Genomic DNA, 16,302 nt, shown 5'->3' on the forward strand with positions numbered 1-16,302 from the left:
GTGATTCCCGTCCGACTGGACCCCTACCCGTCCCTGCCGGCAGGGCCCAGTAACTGACGAAGGTTGCTGAATCCGTCACGGATGCGGGACTTGACCGCCGGGACGCTCAGATTCAGGGCCCCGGCCACTTCCGTATAAGTTTTCCCACCAAGGTATGCCAGGGCGATTGCTTCGGCCTGCGGGGCACCGATTTTGGAGAGGCTGGCCAATACCTCCTTGTCCTGCAACCTGCGCAGGACAAGCTCCTCGGTGGAATCCTGACCCCGCGCTGATGCCTCCCGGTGGTGCCGGGCATCACGCTCAAGGCAGCTCTGCTCCCGCCGCACGACATCTACCGCCCGTCGGTGGGTCATCGTGAACAACCATGCGAGGGGCGTGCCACGAGAGGAATCACACCTGCGGGCCGATAACCACACCTCGACATAGACTTCCTGCACGATCTCCTCGGCCAGCTCCGGTCTCCGGACAACCTTCAGCGCCAGGCCAAACAGCCGCCGGGCAGTGCGGGAATAGAAATCCCGGAAGGCTTCCGCGTCGCCTTCGGCGATCCTGCCCAACAGAGTCTGGAGCGGATCCGAACCAGCGGGAACCCGCCCCCGGTTGCCGGCCACTGCCACGCTTACCTGCAAGGTCGGGCGGATAAACCCGCCAGACTATGAAGGCCCTTCACTTCAACGTCAGAGGCACACATGTCTTCAGCTCCGCACTGTTCAGGGGAAACCACTTCACATCCCACTGAACATATCCCGGAAAGAGGCCAATAACCACGAATATGTCAATGAATCCTTCAACGGATGACAAAGAGATGTGAAAAGTTGTCATCCTCGGAGGTAGGCCGAACCTGCCGACATGCGACGCTCCAGTGCACGTAGACCTCGTGGATTCGCCTCCTGACCTCCACCCTGGACGACCCCCGGCAAGGCCCGGGTTCCGCTAGGAAATTTTGAAGGATATGCCAGCCCGCAATTCACGCTCAACCCTCGTCATCGGCATGAGCTAGAACCGCCAATCGAACAGTGAAAAAACCGCCATTCTGAACTAACAGTCACGCCGCGGCCGCTCGATTCCCGTAAGACCCGCCCGAGAAAATGCCGGTGGGCGGGGTATAAACGGTACCTTCAGAGCCATGACCGGGCACCTCATCAGATACGCCCGCCTATCCACCAACGACCAAGAGCTCACCGCCCAGAAAACGCCCTGGCCGTGACCAAACTCGATCGTCTGGCCCGGTCGCTGCGCGATGCAAAAGACATTGGTGATGAACTCACCCGCCGCGATGGTCGCCGCATTCGAAGCCGACCTGATCCGGGCGCGGACCCGCGAGGGCAGGCAGGTCGCAAAAGCAAAAGGCCGCCTCCGGGAAACAGCCCAAACTTTCAAAAAGCAGGAAGCCCACCTGGTCTCCGTTCATCTGGCAGGTACGCACACGACGGTGGAACTTGCCGAACTCTTCGCCGTGGCGCGCTCAACCGTCTACCGCGCCATCAAACGGTCCGGCGACACCACACAACCCCTTAGCGTGAATTTCCGCACCGATCCTCCTCAGACCCTTATGTAAGAGAAGTCCTGCATAGCGCGTAGTCAGTGGCCGCCAAGGGTTTCCTTCGGCGGGACGGCAACCCGCCATTCCAACTGTGATTTAACCGCCAATTCGCGCTAACAGTCACAGCCCAGCAGATACCCCGAATGAGTAATCTGCACCACGTTTGGTGGAAATTTTCGCAAAAACCCCAAAAGTGGCACAAGCACCCTCAAACAGCAGGTAAGCTGTTTGAGTTGCCTTTCCAGAACACCGGATCGCCGGGAAACCTGCGGGGCACATGGTGGGCTTAGCTCAGTTGGCAGAGCGCCTGGTTGTGGTCCAGGAGGTCGCGGGTTCAACCCCCGTAGCTCACCCTCATAGGGCGGCAGTAGCAGCCGTCCAATTGGAGGCCGTACCGGATATCCGGTACGGCCTCTCTTTTTGCACAAAATGCCGGTGCCACACCGCACGCACGAAGGGTCACCTGCCATGACAGTTCTGCCGATCACCGTCTGGGGAGAACCGGTGCTGCACCGCCGCGCCGCCGAGGTGGAGGTGTTCGACGACGAACTGCGCGCCCTGATCGCGGACATGTTTGAAACCAACGACGCTGCCAACGGCGTGGGCCTGGCCGCCCCCCAGGTGGGAGTCGGCAAGAGAATCTTCGTGTACAAATACGACAATGACGACGGCGCTCCCCCCACCGGGGTCCTGGTCAACCCGGTCCTGACACTGTCCAAAATCTCTGGCGCCGTGCCGGACCCCGACGAAGAGGAAGAGGGCTGCCTCTCGTTCCCGGGCGGCGCGTACCCGCTCAAGCGTGCGGAGTGGGCACGGGTGGAAGGATTTGACGGCTACGGGCAGCCAGTCGAATTCGAAGCGACGGGCTGGTTCGCACGGGTGATCCAGCACGAATACGACCACCTCGACGGAAAACTCTACGTCAACCGCCTGATGGACCGCTATGCACGGAAGGCCATGAAACAGGCCAAGAAGAGCGGCTGGGGCGTGCCCGGGCTGACCTGGATGCCCGGCGTGGATCCGGACCCGTTCGGCCACTAGGGCCGCATGGCTTCACCTCGCTGAGACAGTCGGCTGGTCCGGGCAGGAGTCCAGGACGCGCTTCATCGCATCCTTCTCCGGCTGCGTGACCCACAGTCCATAGGACGCTTTTACCGAAATCTGGCGGGCAACATAATGGCAGCGAATGTTCTTGTTCTTCGGAAGCCAGGTGGCAGCGTCGCTTGCGCTCTTCTGCTGGTTGGCCGGACCGTCTGCGGCGATGAGGTTCAGCGGATCGTTGCCGAGGCTCTGGCGCTGCTGCATGGTCAGCTGCTGGGCGCCCTTTTGCCAGGCGTCAGCTAGCGCGACCACGTGATCGACCTGGACCGCCTTGCTGGTTTCCGGGCCGCGGCGGAAGTCCACCATCTCCCCCGTGTAGGGCTCGTGGAAAGCGCCCGACATTACCCTGCATTTGGACCCCTCCGTGAAGCCCACGGCGGTCAGGTCCCTGCGTAGGATGTCGTTACGGGTGTCGCAGCCGTTCCGGTCCACGTCCAGCCAGGCCGGCCCGAAGGCCTCCCGCTGGTAGTTGTCCTTGGGAGCCCGTCCCTTGACGGGCAGCCCCTCGAGGGCGGCGAGGGCACTCCCCTGCGGTACAGCGTGAACCGGGACCACGGGCTTCATCCAGGTCCCGTCGAAAACAGGCGCCTCGCTGGGCCCTGCGATTGCTGGTTCTGCCGCGGCGAACTGGCCCGCAGTGAAAAACCACACCGCAGAGCCCGCTACAGACAGGGCCAGCACCGCGAGTAAAACCCAGGCCTGCCTCGAACGGCGGCGGGCACGGCGGTAGGCACGCCAGCTGACGGTCATGGGCAACCAGCTCTTCCGGAAATGTAATGCACCAGAAGAGCCTAGGCCACCCCACTGACACCGAAGCGGTTATCCACAATGGGGAGGAAGAGTGGCCCGGGTACGCCGCCTACTGCTAAGACCGGCTACTGCTCCCGGGCTACCCGGCGCAGATCTTCTTCGGCAACCTGGAGGAGCCCCTCGAGCTGGCGCACTCGGTCCGCGCCGACGTCGCCGGAAGCCCGGGACGCTCGCGCCTGCTCCAGGAGCCTGATTGCTTCTTTGTGGTTGGCCTTGGCGACGTCGAGGGCGTGTTCAAGGGTGGTCTCGTGGAGAGTTTCGTTATCCATGCCACCAGTGTGGGCCCGATTCCCGGCTGATTCCAGCGAATCAGCCGGGAATGTCGGGCAGCCAGCCCGGGGGACGGGCCTAGACGGCGATTGCGGCCAAGGCAGCAGCGGGTTCCTTGGCAGGGAAGGACGGCGGGTTGACGCCAGCCATCTCTTCCATAACCCGGACCACCTGGCAGCTGTAGCCGAATTCGTTGTCGTACCAAACGTAGAGAACCAGGTTCTTGTCGTTAGAGATCGTGGCCAGGCCATCAATGATGCCGGCGCGGCGGGAGCCAACGAAGTCCGTGGAAACAACGTCAGGTGAGTCAATGTAGTCGATCTGCTTGCGCAGGTCCGAGTGCAGTGACATCTGACGGAGGTAGTTGTTGACCTCGTCCCTGGTGGTTCCGTTTTCCAGGCTGAGGTTCAGGATGGCCAGGGAGACGTCAGGGGTGGGGACGCGGATGGAGCTGCCGGTGAGCTTGCCCAGCAGCTCGGGCAGCGCCTTCGCCACGGCCTTGGCGGCGCCGGTTTCGGTGATCACCATGTTCAGTGCGGCGGAGCGGCCGCGGCGGTCGCCCTTGTGGAAGTTGTCGATCAGGTTCTGGTCGTTGGTGAAGGAGTGGACGGTCTCCACGTGGCCGTGGATCACACCGAACTTGTCGTTGATGGCCTTCAGGATCGGGGTGATGGCGTTGGTGGTGCAGGAGGCTGCGGACACGATCTGGTCCGTGTCCTCGATGGTGCCGTGGTTGATGCCATGCACAATGTTTTTGAGTTCGCCCTTGCCCGGTGCGGTGAGGAGAACTCGGGAAACGCCCTTGCTCTGCAGGTGCTGCGACAGGCCCTCGGCGTCGCGCCACCGGCCCGTGTTGTCCACCACCAGGGCGTTGTGGATGCCGTAGGCGGTGTAGTCGATCGTGGCGGGGTTGTCAGAGTAGATGACCTGGACCTGGACGCCGTTCGCCGTGATGGTGTTGGCGTCCTCGTCCACACGGATGGTGCCTTCGAAGGAGCCGTGGACCGAGTCGCGGCGCAGGAGGCTGGCGCGCTTGGTGAGGTCGTTGTCGGAGCCGCGGCGCACCACGATGGCGCGCAGGCGCAGGCCGTGGCCGCCGCCTGCCTTTTCGATCAGGAGGCGGGCCAGGAGCCGGCCGATCCGGCCAAAGCCGTACAGCACAACATCGGTGCTGGTGCGGTCATCGCCCCCACGCTTGCCCACTACCTCGGCAAGCTCGGCGCGGAGGAACTCTTCCAGGGTGGCGCCGCCGCCTTCTGCCTTGAACTTCTCCGCCAGGCGGGCGACATCGATGGCCGCCGCACCAAGCTCCAGCTGAGCCAGGATGTTAAGCAGCGGTGCGGTCTCTTCGAGCAGGAGTTCGGTGTTGCTCATGCGGCGGGCGAAACGGTGCGCCTTGAGGATGTTCATGGTGGACTTGTTGATCAGGCTGCGGCCGTGAATGCTGGTCACCACGTTGTTTTCGCGGTACAGCCGGCCAATCACCGGAATCATGGCCTCAGCGAGAGCCTCCCGGCCCATCCAGGTATCAAGACAAGAATCTGACGTATGGCTCACAGAACTACCTTCCTCGGTTCAGCCGCATACGTCGTCGTACACGGTTGGCGGCCACCTGATGTTGTCCAGGGGCTCTGGCACCGGCAGGATGCGTTCCAATCCCGGGTGCCGTGGAGAAGCGTAAAGAAAGCCACCGGCTGCGAACGCAGACCCGGCGGCAGAACTTCTACGTTCGCTCTCCATTCTAGGCTGGAGCAGACCCGCGGACCGCCGCCCCCAGCGTGAAATCACTCACATGCGGGGCAGGTCCGTACCGGGCTGATGGTGGTTGGATGGGTTGACCGATACGCCGGGTTCTGTGCTCCCGTGCCGTTACCAGCGCGGGAGTAGCGGCCATCCATCTACGGACGCCGTTGCCGACGCCCTCCAGCGGCCTACCCGGACACTCGGGCGGGCAGCCCTCAAACGTGTCCTGTCTGGCCTTGCTCCGGGTGGGGTTTACCTAGCCTTCCCGGTCACCCGGGAAGCTGGTGGTCTCTTACACCACCGTTTCACCCTTACCTGCTGCCCTCCGTCACCGGAAAACGCAGGCGGTCTGTTCTCTGTGGCACTGGCCTGCGGGTTACCCCGAGTGGGCGTTACCCACCACCCTGCCCTGCGGAGCCCGGACGTTCCTCGAGCCACTTGCGTGACGCGCGGCCGCCTAGCCAACCCATCCGCAGCCCAGTCTACCGCCGGAAGGGGCACCGCCGCCGCCGCCGGTAGGATCGTACGGTGCTGATCCTGCTTCCCCCCTCCGAAGGCAAGACCCCCGCAGTCCACGGGTCCGCCGTCGACTGGCCGTCACTGACCTTTCCCGAACTCAACACCTACCGGGCCAAGGTCCTGGAGGCGCTGGGGACTGTCAGCGCACATGAGGATGCCCTCGCACTGCTGGGCGTCGGCGCATCGCTGCAGGACGACGTCGAACGCAATACCCGCCTCCATGCCGAACCGGCTGCCCCGGCGCACCAGATCTATTCCGGCGTTCTGTACGACGCCCTCGGCTACAAAACCCTGACGCCGGCGCAGCGCCGGAAGGCCGACGACTCAGTGCTGGTCATCTCGGCATTGTGGGGTGCCATCCGCTTCGCCGACCGTGTGCCCGCCTACCGGCTGTCGATGGGAACGGCACTGCCCGACGTCGGCCGCCTCGCCTCGTTCTGGAAGCCGCAGCTTTCGGAGGCCCTTGCGGAGTCGGTGTCCGGACATCTGCTCGTGGACTGCCGCTCCAGTACGTATGCCGCAGCATGGGCACCGCCGCCGGTGAACACCGTCTCCGTCAACGTGTTCACCGAGGTGAACGGGGTGCGCAAGGTGGTCAGCCACTTCGCTAAGCACACCCGCGGCGAGCTGGCTCGGCACCTGCTGGCCCGCCGCGGCAACGCCCCGCAGACCCCGGTGCAGCTGCTGAAGGCCACGCGCGAAAAATGGGACGCGGAGCTGGTTGATGGTTCAGCGCGGAAGCCGCATGCCCTGAACGTCATCCTGCCCAACTAGGTATCAGCAGATGTCGTTATGGGCGCTCATAACGAGATCTGCTGCGACCTACATGGGCTGCTAGTTAGCTGGGGAGGGCGTGTTCCACTCGGCCGAGCGCACCAGGATGGCACCTGAATCCGGGCAGAACACAATGTCGTCTTCGGCGGCGGCCTTGATCTCGGCCAGGTCTCCGGGGCTCAGCTTCATTCCGGAGGCTTCAGAGGTGCCGTGGAACAACCGGGCGGCGCCCACTCCCCGCTTTGCCAGCGTCTTTTCGTAGACCGCCAGCATCCCGGCGTCGAGTCCTTCAGCGAATTCAGCACGCTTGCCGCGGACAACGGTCGCGTCAGCGCCTACTTCGGCCAGGGCTTCATCGAGTTCGGCGCGGATGCCGCCGAACGAGCCCTGGACGTTATCCACGATGAGCTGCTGGGCAGCCTGCCGCTCGCGCAGCGAATCAAGGCGTTCCAGGATTTCGAGCTCAACGTCTTCAAGGTCCGAACGGCGCTTGTTCAGCGATGCAATGTCCTTCTGCAGCGCCACGAGGTCCTTTGACAGCCCCGTTCCGCTGTTGAGCCGGGCTTCGTCGCGTTCGATGCGGGAGGCGACCTGTTCGACGTCGGCCTCGGCGCGCTTCAGCTCGGCTTCGGCGTCGTGGACGGCCATCTTGGCGGAGCCGAGTTCACCGTTCGCGACGGACAGGGCGGATTGCAGGTCCTCGATCCGGGGATCGGTTTCCAGGGCGCGGCGGCGGTTGGACAGGGACTTGAGCTTTGCGTCCAGCCCCTGCAGTTCGAGCAACTTCAACTGTTCCGCCGGTGCTGCCTTGGCCACTATTTACCTCCGCTAAATCCAATCCGGCCGAAGCCGGGCACCGTATCGGCGCTGTATAGACTCTAGCGCCTAGCGTGCTCCCCAGCCTCGCTACGCTCACCCGGGGCCCCTCGCACGCCAGGCTTAGCCCGGAGTCAGAATGAAGTCCCACGGATCGCTGTTGGTGGTACTTACCTGGATCTCGACGTCGTGGCCCTGGTCGGCGAGCACATTGCCCAGTGCCGACGCCGCGGCCGGCAGCCACAGCCATTCGCTGGCGAAGTGCGAAACGTCAATCAGGTACGGCCGGCCGTTCACTGCCGCCTCGCGGGCTTCGGACGCCGGATGGTGCCGGAGGTCGGCGGTGACATAGACATCGGCGTTGTTGGCCCGCACCTCGTTGAACAGGGAATCACCCGCGCCGCCGCACACCGCAATGCGCCGCACCAGCCCATCCTTATCACCTGACACACGGACTCCCCCGGCCACCGACGGCAGGATGCTGAACACCCGGGCAGCGAAATCGCCCAGGCTCATCACGTCAGCCAGATCACCCACGCGTCCGATGCCTTCCTCGGGCAGCCCGTTCGCGGCAACTGTCAGCGGGACAACGCCTTCGAGTCCCAACGCATCAGCCAGGACGTCGGAAACGCCCCCGACGGCGGAATCACCGTTGGTGTGGACGGTCAGCAGTGCGGTTCCAGACTCGATGAGCCGGTGAATGGCCTGTCCTTTGGCCGTGGTGGCCGCCACTGACGTGACGCCCTTGAGGAGCAACGGGTGGTGGGTAATCAGGAGCTCAGCACCCCATTCCACGGCTTCCTCGATCACAGTAAGCGTGGGATCCACGGCGAACATCACCCGAGTAACGGGCGCTGACGGGTGGCCGGCCACGAGCCCTACTTCGTCCCAGTTTTCGGCCAGTGACTCGGGCCAGAGTTCCTCTACCGCCAGCAGCACCTGGCCCAGCGTGGGAGCGACCGGACCAGCCACTGCAGCGTCCGCCCCCGTAAGCGTGCCGTCGTCGTGCTTGTCCGCATCTGTGACGCCGATGTCTGCAGGTTCCATACTCTCAGTTTTACCCCATCGGGCCGTTTGCCCCGCATGTTTCAAAGTCTCGTAGGGTGGTCAGGGAATCATCCGGCGCGCTCAACCATTGAAGAGGTCATGAAAACTTTTGTGCTTGGCGGGGGCTGCTTCTGGTGCCTGGACGCTGTCTACCAAATAACCAAGGGCGTCACATCGGTGATTTCCGGGTACACGGGCGGCCATGATCCCCAGCCGGACTACTACTCCGTCTGCGGCGGGACCACGGGCCACGCTGAGGTCGTGGCGGTCACATTCGACGAGTCCGTCATCCCGGCCGAGGTCATCCTGGACATGTTCTTCGCGCTACACGATCCCACCACGCTCAACCGCCAGGGCTACGACGTAGGCACGCAATACCGCTCGTCCATGTTCTATGAAACCACCGAAGAGAAGATCCTTTTCGAGGAAGCCATCGAACGGAACCAGGCGCTGTGGTCGCACCCGATCGTGACCGAGGTCAGCCGGCTGCCACGGTTCCATGTGGCCGAGGACCTCCATCAGGCCTACTACGCCAAGTATCCCGAGCAGGGTTACTGCCAGGTGATCATCAATCCCAAGCTCGCCAAGGCCAGGAAATATTACTCTGCATGGCTTAATGCTTAGCAGCGGCTGCTCAGCCATCGTTAGGCTGACCTCAGCATTCACACTTGAGAGATAGGCATATCTACATGGCACGGATCTATGACGATGTAACGCAGTTGGTCGGCGGCACTCCGCTGGTCCGCCTGAACCGGCTCACCGAAGGCCTGGGCGCCACTGTGGCCGTCAAGCTTGAGTTCTACAACCCGGCCAACAGCGTCAAGGACCGCATCGGCGTGGCCATCGTTGACGCCGCCGAGAAGTCCGGCGCCCTCAAGCCCGGCGGCACCATCGTTGAAGGCACATCCGGCAACACCGGCATCGCGCTTGCCATGGTGGGCGCGGCCCGCGGTTACAAGGTCATCCTGACCATGCCCGAGACCATGTCCACCGAGCGCCGCGTCATGCTGCGGGCGTTCGGTGCCGAGATTGTCCTGACCCCGGGTTCCGAGGGCATGCGCGGCGCTGTGGAAAAGGCCCAGGAAATCGTGGCCAACACGGAGAACTCCATCTGGGCCCAGCAGTTCGCCAACGAGGCCAACCCTGAGATCCACCGCACCACCACCGCCGAGGAAATCTGGTCCGACACCGACGGCAAGGTGGACATCTTCGTCGCCGGCATCGGCACTGGCGGAACTGTCACCGGCGTCGGGCAGGTCCTGAAGGAGCGCAATCCTGAGGTCCAGATTGTTGCCATCGAACCGAAGGACTCCGCCATCCTGAACGGCGGCGCTCCCGGGCCGCACAAGATCCAGGGCATTGGTGCAAACTTCATCCCGGAAATCCTGGACACCAACGTCTACGACGAAGTCCTGGACGCCACCCTGGAGGATTCGGTCCGTGTCGCCCGTGAACTCGGCGTCAAGGAAGGCATCCTCGGCGGCATCTCCTCCGGCGCCATCGTCTGGGGCGCCCTGGAACTTGCCAAGCGCCCGGAGAATGCCGGCAAGCTGATCGTCGCGGTTGTCTGCGACTTCGGCGAGCGTTACATCTCCACCGTGCTCTATGACGACATCCGCGGCTGATCAGCCCGTTGTCGCCCCGTTTCCTGTAGAAAGAACTTTGTGGGCTTTTTCGCAAGACTGAAGGAAGACCTCGACGCCGCCCGGTCACACGACCCGGCGGCGCGAGGCTCTTTTGAGAACTTTTTCGCCTATTCGGGGCTGCACGCCATCTGGATCCACCGGCTGACGCACCGTATGTGGCAAACCCCGGGGCTGCGGTTCCCGGCGCGGCTGGTGTCGCAGCTTGGCCGCTTCCTGACCGGAATCGAGATCCATCCCGGCGCCACGGTCGGCCGGCGCTTCTTCATCGACCACGGCATGGGTGTAGTCATCGGCGAGACCGCCGAAATCGGCGAAGACGTGATGATCTATCACGGCGTCACGCTAGGCGGCCGCTCCCTTGCTAAGGTCAAGCGCCACCCCACCATTGAGGACCGGGTCACCATCGGTGCCGGAGCCAAGATCCTGGGACCCATCACCATCGGCCGGGACAGCGCCGTGGGCGCGAACGCCGTGGTGGTCAAGGACGCGCCGCCGGAATCGATTGTTACCGGAGTGCCCGCCAAGTGGCGCCACCGCGATGCCCAGCGCGAAACCAAGCCCGCAGTGGATCCGGCCGAGTACGACATCGAATACCGGATCTGACCTTTCGCTGCAGCCTCTACCCGGCAACACGCTTCAGGACTGCCATGACCACCGCATCATAGAGCCGGTCAGGCAGGACGCGCCGAAGGCCCAGAATGGCCGCCGCGCCCCTGCCCACCGGGTACCGGGTCCGGGGACGCGCGGCCTTAGCCGCGTGCAGGACAGCCGCCGCAATCACCGCCGGTTGCGTTGACGTTTCAGGCCTGTCCGTGGACGCCAGGACATCCGCCATGTGCCTTGCCTGGGCAGCGTACGGCCCCTCGCCGCTGCTGGCCAGGAGCCCGTCAGCGGAAATCCGGCCCCATTCGCTCAGCGTACTTGCCGGTTCAATGATGGCGACTTCGATGCCGTGCGGCTTGAGTTCTAGCCGCAGTGCATCGCTCATGCCCTCAACGGCGAACTTCGTGGCGTGGTACCAGGCACCGAGGGGCTCGTAGAATTTTCCGCCGATGGACGAGATGTTGATGATCCTGCCCCGCCCCGCACTCCGCATGGCCGGCAGGACCAGCTGGGTCATCCTGGCAAGGCCAAAGACGTTCACCTCGAATTGGCGCCGGCCTTCGTCCAGGTCCACCTGTTCCAGCGCCCCGTAGGACCCGTAGCCGGCGTTGTTGACCAGGACGTCTATCCGCCCGCGCTCTTCCAGGACACGGCCGACGGCGGCACGCATCGAATCGTCGTCCGTCACGTCCAGTGCCAGGACCTGGATGCCAAGCGCTTTCAGCGGCTCCATCCTGTCCACCCGGCGGGCGCCGGCATAGACGATGAAGCCGTGGCTGCTGAGCTTCTTCGCCGCCTCGAAGCCGATACCCGTGGAAGCTCCCGTAACTAATGCGACTGGCTTGGGCATTCTGACTCCTTGGATGGACACCACAACTGCCGGAAACGCCAACGGCCGGCAACTCCCAGAATATCCGGGAAGTGCCGGCCGCAGCGTGTGCAGCTTGATGCATTCAGAGCGTGGTGATTAGTGCGTGTCCACTGCTTCGATTTCGGTCTTGTCCTCGCCCCATAGGGTGTGGAACGTGCCCTCTGCGTCGACGCGGCCGTAGGTGTGCGCGCCAAAGAGGTCACGCTGGCCCTGGATCACTGCGGCCGGCAGGCGCTTGCGGCGCAGGCCGTCGTAGTAGGCCAGTGAAGAGGAGAAGACCGGCACGGGGATGCCGAGCTGGACGGCGGTGGAGACCACGCGGCGCCATGCCGGCAGGACATCGGCGATGGCCTTGGTGAATGCCGGGGCGAACAGCAGGTTGGCCGGCTTGTCTTCGGCGGCGTAGGCCTTGGTGATTTCCTTGAGCAGTTCTGCACGGATGATGCAGCCGCCGCGCCACAGCGAAGCGATCTCGTCCAGCTTGAGGTCCCAGCCGTATTCCTTGGCTGCGGATGTCAGCATGTCCAGGCCTTGGGCGTAGGAAACTAGCTTGGAGGCGTAGAGCGCCTGGCGGACGTCCTCAACAAAGGTGTCCGGAACGTCGACGGCGATTTCCTCACCGGCGAGGAGTTCCTGGGCGATCTTGCGCTGCTCGGCCTGCGAAGACAGGGCCCGGGCGAAGACGGACTCGGCGATGCCCGACGTCGGGGAACCAAGCTCCAGCGCGGAGATGACCGTCCAGCGTCCGGTGCCCTTCTGGCCTGCGGCATCCACCACAACGTCCACAAACGGCTTGCCGGTACGGGTATCAACGTGACCCAGGACCTCGGCGGAGATTTCGATCAGGAAAGATGCGAGCTCGCCCTTGTTCCACTCTTCGAAGATCTTGGCCTGGTCGGCGGGCTCGATGCCGGCGCCGGAGCGGAGCAGGTCAAAGGCTTCACCGATGACCTGCATGTCGGCGTATTCGATGCCGTTGTGCACCATCTTGACGAAGTGGCCGGCGCCGTCGGTGCCGATCCACGCGCAGCAGGGCTTGCCGTCGACGTGCGCGGCGATCTTTTCGAGCAGCGGGCCGAGGGCGTCGTAGGACTCCTTGGAACCACCGGGCATGATGGACGGGCCGTTCAGGGCACCTTCCTCACCGCCGGAGACGCCGATGCCGACGAAGTGCAGGTCCTTTTTCGCCAGCGCGGCTTCGCGGCGGCGGGTGTCCTCGTAGTGCGAGTTTCCGGCGTCGATGATGATGTCGCCGGCTTCCAGCAGGGGTTCAAGTTGCTCGATGACCGAGTCAACCGGCTTGCCGGCCTTGACCATGATCAGGACACGGCGGGGCTTCTCCAGGGAGTCAACAAGCTCCTGCAGCGTTTCGGTGCGGACGAAGTCGCCGTCCGTGCCGTGCTTTGCGAGCAGCGCGTCAGTCTTTTCGACGGACCTGTTGTGCAGGGCAACGGTGAAGCCGTTGCGGGCCAGGTTGCGGGCCAGGTTGGCGCCCATCACCGCGAGGCCGGTGACACCGATGTGTGCAGACATCAAAAAACTCCAATTCGTTGTGCAATGGATGTGCAGATGGCTCCGCGTTCGCTGCGAAGCACGCTGTCACGAACCGATGGATCCTAATAAAGCATATATATTCAACCGATGTGAGGGAAGCGGTGCCCATTTTGTGGAACGGGGCCAGTCAATCCCAGTTTAGGCTTGAGTCCATGTCGACCAGCCTGCACCACCGTGCCATTGAGAACCTTGGCAGCCGGATCATCACGGGCGAGCTGCCCTCCGGACACATCATGCTGGCCGAGCACCTTGAGGAAGAACTGAAGGTTTCGCGCTCCGTGGTCCGCGAGGCCGTGCGGGTTCTCCAGTCCCTGGGCCTTGTGGAAACCACCAAGCGGGTGGGTATCCGCGTGCTGCCGCCGAGCCGCTGGAACCCCTTCGATTCCCAGGTCATTCGCTGGCGGCTGTCCAGCGACGCCCGCGGCGCCCAGCTGCGGTCATTGATCGAACTGCGCTCCGCCGTCGAGCCCGCCGCTGCAGAGCTGGCAGCGAACAATGCACCGGCACAGCTGCGGCGGGAACTAGTGGACATTGCCCATGCCCTGCGCGACGCCGGCCACAACGGGGATGCGCAGAAGTTCCTGGAGCTGGACATCGCCTTTCACTCCGTCCTGCTCTCCGGGTCGGGCAACGAAATGTTCGCCAACCTGATGGGGCAGGTGGCGGAGACCCTGACGGGGCGCACGGTCCACGGACTGATGCCGGACCATCCCCATGAGGGGGCGCTCCAGTGGCACGTTGACCTGGCCGAGGCGGTCGCCGCCGGGGACGCCGCCACGGCCCGGGACGCGTCCGAACAGATCATGCGCCGCACCACCTCCCGGCTGTCCGGAACCTGGACGGACCAGCCCCGGGTGTTCATTCCGGTCCGCCGGAACTGACCGCGCCGCCCAGAACCAGCCCAGAACCAGCCCGTCCGCAATCGCGTTACTCAGGCTGGAAGTTGAGGAGTACTTTTCCTGATTCTGCGGAGTTCCTGGCTGTTTCGAAGGCCGCCAGTCCTTGACTGAGGGGGTGTTCGTGGGTGATGACGGGGCTGATGTGCAGGGTGCCGTCGGCGAGGGCGGTGATTACTTCGTCGATCTCGTTGTTGAAGCGGAAAGAACCGCGCAGGTCCCCCGACGGCGGCGGCGATCTCCAGCGGTTTGGCGTGGACGTCGACGGCGGTGATCCGGGTGGCGCCGGCACCTTTGAGGACCGCGACGGCCAGGGCGCCGACGGGGCCGCAGCCGATCACCAGCACGCTCTTGCCCTTACCCCGCGGGATCATGTGCCGGGCCGCCTCACGCCCCACCAGGAACGCGCTCGTCAGATCCGTCTTGATCACCCGCTCCCAATCCGCCACATCCAGCTCCAGCATCGGCACCCGGTGCTGGATCCCGGCATTGTTCACCAGGATCTGCAACGGCCCCACATGCTCCTCCACCCTCGAAATACCCCGCGCAGCCTCGGCATCACTCGTGACATCGAACGCGACGCTGTGCACCCGGCCCGGGGCAAAGTCCGCGGCCATCGCCGCCTCCGCCGCCTTCAACCGCTCCGCATTAATCCCGTTCAACACCACCGTCGCCCCGGCCTCAGCCAACGCCCGCGCCAACGCATTACCAATCCCCCGGCTCGAGCCCGTCACCAGGGCAACCCGCCCCGTGATATCAAAAAGTCCACTCATGGTGCAGCTGTCCCTTTCGTTGCGGTATCCACAGGTTCCGCGATATCGAGGTTGTCGCTCAGATTCGAAATGGCCCGGCGGACCACGGCAAGCTCCTGATCGCCAACGCCCTGGCGCTTGAGTTCGGCGTAAAGCTCGACGCCGGCAGTCGCCATCGGCACGGCAGCGCAGGCCGCCCGGGCTGATTCGAGCACAAAGGACAGGTCCTTACGCATGAATTTAGCCGGGCCGGTTGGTGTGTAGTCCTTCCGGATGAGGCGTGGTCCCACGTTCTCCAGCACGCGGCTGCCCGCAAGGCCGCCGGCCAAAACGTCGAAAAGCGCTGCCGGATCCATCCCGGAGCGCTGGCGAGCTCGGCTGCCTCGGCGAGCGCCGCCGTCACGGTTCCTACAATGAGCTGGTTGCCTGCCTTGGCGAGTGAACCCTTGCCCAGTGGGCCCATGTGCCTAAGTTGAACACGTAGCAAGTGGTTGACGGATATTTTGTTCACAACCGGGGTTATGAACGTTGGGCCTCAGCCCAAGGGGTTGCCCAGGGACCGCGCCAGTTCGTTCAGTTCCTTGACCATCCGGGAACCCTGTTCCGCGGAGTATGTGGCCCTAAGGGCCGTGACTGACAAACCAAGGCTCGGGCCATGGGCGCCGCGCGTCGGCACCGAGACCGCCAGGCAGACTACTGCCGTAGTGGATTCCTCATCTTCGAACGCATAGCCCTGTTCACGGATGGTGGTCAGCCGGGCCTTCAACTCGGCCCCGGTGCGGAGGGACTTCGGGGTCAGCACCGGAAGTTCGGTGTCGTCGGAAAACATTGCGTCGACTTCGTGGTCATGAAGGCGGGCAATCAGGGCCTTGCCTACGGCACACAGGGACACCGGCATCTTGTCGCCGATGTTGGACGTCAGTCGGACCGCCGGATGACCCTCGTAGCGGGCCAGATAGATCACGTTGGTTCCGTCCAGCATGGCCATGCGTACCGTCTCCCGGAAAGCGTCGGCGCCTGCTCGCAGAACCGGTAGAACTCCTGCACTTCGTCGATCCGGCTGAGATATGCGGCGCCGAGTTCCACGAGCTTGCGGCCCAGCGTGAATTCGGCGCCCTGGCGGCTGATCAACCGGGCTTCTTCCAACGCCAGCAACAGGTTGGAGGTGGACGACTTGGGGATCCCCAACTCGCGGGCAAGGTCGCTCATTGTCAGCCTTCCGGTAGCAGCGGCTGCCAGTGCGTCCATGACGGCGGCGGCACGCGTGACCGCCGGTGCGGGCGATGTGCTCCCCAAACCCTCAGACGAGCGGGGGTGCGGGAATCGGCCATGATTCTCCTTCGATCGGCACACCGGG

General features: G+C 63.9%; 16 protein-coding genes, 1 tRNA gene, 1 other RNA gene and 2 pseudogenes. 8 read left to right on the forward strand and 12 right to left on the reverse strand.

All coding sequences use genetic code 11. The features are described from left to right. Positions 1-23 precede the first annotated feature (23 nt). Positions 24-629: a sigma-70 family RNA polymerase sigma factor gene (locus ACZYZ4_RS04700; protein WP_463858653.1), complete on the reverse strand. Its 606-nt coding sequence runs from the start codon at positions 627-629 to the stop codon at positions 24-26. 629 nt (positions 630-1,258) lie between these two features. Here ACZYZ4_RS04700 and ACZYZ4_RS04705 point away from each other — a divergent pair. From ACZYZ4_RS04705 to def, 3 genes are all read left to right on the forward strand, one after another. Further along, positions 1,259-1,558 (forward strand): recombinase family protein, encoded by a 300-nt coding sequence (locus tag ACZYZ4_RS04705; protein ID WP_463858655.1) that lies wholly within the window; start codon positions 1,259-1,261, stop codon positions 1,556-1,558. A gap of 265 nt (positions 1,559-1,823) precedes the next feature. Then, positions 1,824-1,896 (forward strand) — tRNA-His (locus tag ACZYZ4_RS04710). Between the two features lie 115 nt (positions 1,897-2,011). After that, positions 2,012-2,584, forward strand: a complete 573-nt coding sequence (gene def / locus ACZYZ4_RS04715) for a peptide deformylase (RefSeq protein WP_463858657.1) — start codon at positions 2,012-2,014, stop codon at positions 2,582-2,584. A gap of 12 nt (positions 2,585-2,596) precedes the next feature. Here def and ACZYZ4_RS04720 read toward each other — a convergent pair whose 3' ends face one another. The 4 genes from ACZYZ4_RS04720 to rnpB form a co-directional block, all read right to left on the reverse strand. Then, positions 2,597-3,394, reverse strand: coding sequence for an HNH endonuclease family protein (locus ACZYZ4_RS04720; RefSeq protein ID WP_463858659.1), 798 nt, complete (start codon positions 3,392-3,394; stop codon positions 2,597-2,599). Positions 3,395-3,519: 125 nt separating this feature from the next. Beyond that, positions 3,520-3,723: a hypothetical protein gene (locus ACZYZ4_RS04725; RefSeq protein WP_252576301.1), complete on the reverse strand. Its 204-nt coding sequence runs from the start codon at positions 3,721-3,723 to the stop codon at positions 3,520-3,522. A 79-nt stretch (positions 3,724-3,802) separates the two neighbouring features. Beyond that, positions 3,803-5,281, reverse strand: coding sequence for a glyceraldehyde-3-phosphate dehydrogenase (locus ACZYZ4_RS04730; protein ID WP_463858661.1), 1,479 nt, complete (start codon positions 5,279-5,281; stop codon positions 3,803-3,805). A 269-nt stretch (positions 5,282-5,550) separates the two neighbouring features. After that, positions 5,551-5,936: RNase P RNA component class A (gene rnpB, locus ACZYZ4_RS04735), an RNA gene on the reverse strand. Between the two features lie 59 nt (positions 5,937-5,995). Here rnpB and ACZYZ4_RS04740 point away from each other — a divergent pair. Further along, complete coding sequence (locus ACZYZ4_RS04740) at positions 5,996-6,760, forward strand: YaaA family protein (RefSeq protein ID WP_463858663.1); 765 nt, start codon at positions 5,996-5,998, stop codon at positions 6,758-6,760. Between the two features lie 60 nt (positions 6,761-6,820). Here ACZYZ4_RS04740 and ACZYZ4_RS04745 read toward each other — a convergent pair whose 3' ends face one another. Beyond that, positions 6,821-7,576, reverse strand: a complete 756-nt coding sequence (locus ACZYZ4_RS04745) for a zinc ribbon domain-containing protein (protein ID WP_463858665.1) — start codon at positions 7,574-7,576, stop codon at positions 6,821-6,823. A gap of 123 nt (positions 7,577-7,699) precedes the next feature. Then, entirely contained in the window at positions 7,700-8,623 is a 924-nt protein-coding gene (locus tag ACZYZ4_RS04750) for a Nif3-like dinuclear metal center hexameric protein (protein WP_463858666.1), read from the reverse strand. A 99-nt stretch (positions 8,624-8,722) separates the two neighbouring features. Here ACZYZ4_RS04750 and msrA point away from each other — a divergent pair, with 99 nt between their 5' ends. From msrA to epsC, 3 genes are all read left to right on the forward strand, one after another. Continuing rightward, positions 8,723-9,247: a peptide-methionine (S)-S-oxide reductase MsrA gene (msrA, locus tag ACZYZ4_RS04755; protein ID WP_463858668.1), complete on the forward strand. Its 525-nt coding sequence runs from the start codon at positions 8,723-8,725 to the stop codon at positions 9,245-9,247. A gap of 65 nt (positions 9,248-9,312) precedes the next feature. Then, a complete protein-coding gene (gene cysK / locus ACZYZ4_RS04760; protein ID WP_185263766.1) occupies positions 9,313-10,248 on the forward strand; it encodes a cysteine synthase A in 936 nt (311 codons plus the stop codon). Positions 10,249-10,287: 39 nt separating this feature from the next. Beyond that, a complete protein-coding gene (gene epsC, locus ACZYZ4_RS04765; protein WP_463858671.1) occupies positions 10,288-10,872 on the forward strand; it encodes a serine O-acetyltransferase EpsC in 585 nt (194 codons plus the stop codon). 16 nt (positions 10,873-10,888) lie between these two features. On the opposite strand, the gene ACZYZ4_RS04770 is transcribed toward epsC, so the two are convergent. Together ACZYZ4_RS04770 and gnd are read right to left on the reverse strand one after the other, a co-directional pair. Beyond that, complete coding sequence (locus ACZYZ4_RS04770; RefSeq protein ID WP_463858673.1) at positions 10,889-11,722, reverse strand: oxidoreductase; 834 nt, start codon at positions 11,720-11,722, stop codon at positions 10,889-10,891. 117 nt (positions 11,723-11,839) lie between these two features. After that, entirely contained in the window at positions 11,840-13,276 is a 1,437-nt protein-coding gene (gene gnd / locus ACZYZ4_RS04775; protein ID WP_463858674.1) for an NADP-dependent phosphogluconate dehydrogenase, read from the reverse strand. Between the two features lie 173 nt (positions 13,277-13,449). Between gnd and ACZYZ4_RS04780 the strand changes: the two genes are divergently transcribed. Next, complete coding sequence (locus ACZYZ4_RS04780) at positions 13,450-14,178, forward strand: FadR/GntR family transcriptional regulator (RefSeq protein WP_463858676.1); 729 nt, start codon at positions 13,450-13,452, stop codon at positions 14,176-14,178. A gap of 50 nt (positions 14,179-14,228) precedes the next feature. Here the strand turns inward: ACZYZ4_RS04780 and ACZYZ4_RS04785 are convergent, their stop codons facing one another. The 3 genes and pseudogenes from ACZYZ4_RS04785 to ACZYZ4_RS04795 all read right to left on the reverse strand — a co-directional run bounded on the left by ACZYZ4_RS04785 (position 14,229) and on the right by ACZYZ4_RS04795 (position 16,276). Then, positions 14,229-14,966 carry an SDR family NAD(P)-dependent oxidoreductase gene (locus ACZYZ4_RS04785; protein WP_463858678.1) on the reverse strand — a complete coding sequence of 246 codons (738 nt, stop codon included), beginning with the start codon at positions 14,964-14,966 and terminating at the stop codon, positions 14,229-14,231. Beyond that, positions 14,963-15,417, reverse strand: a pseudogene (locus ACZYZ4_RS04790) (NAD-binding protein); the annotation flags it as partial. The gene ACZYZ4_RS04785 and the pseudogene ACZYZ4_RS04790, both read right to left, overlap by 4 nt. A gap of 63 nt (positions 15,418-15,480) precedes the next feature. Further along, positions 15,481-16,276: pseudogene (locus ACZYZ4_RS04795) on the reverse strand (IclR family transcriptional regulator). Positions 16,277-16,302 lie beyond the last annotated feature (26 nt).

Source organism: Pseudarthrobacter adonitolis (genome assembly GCF_055412845.1).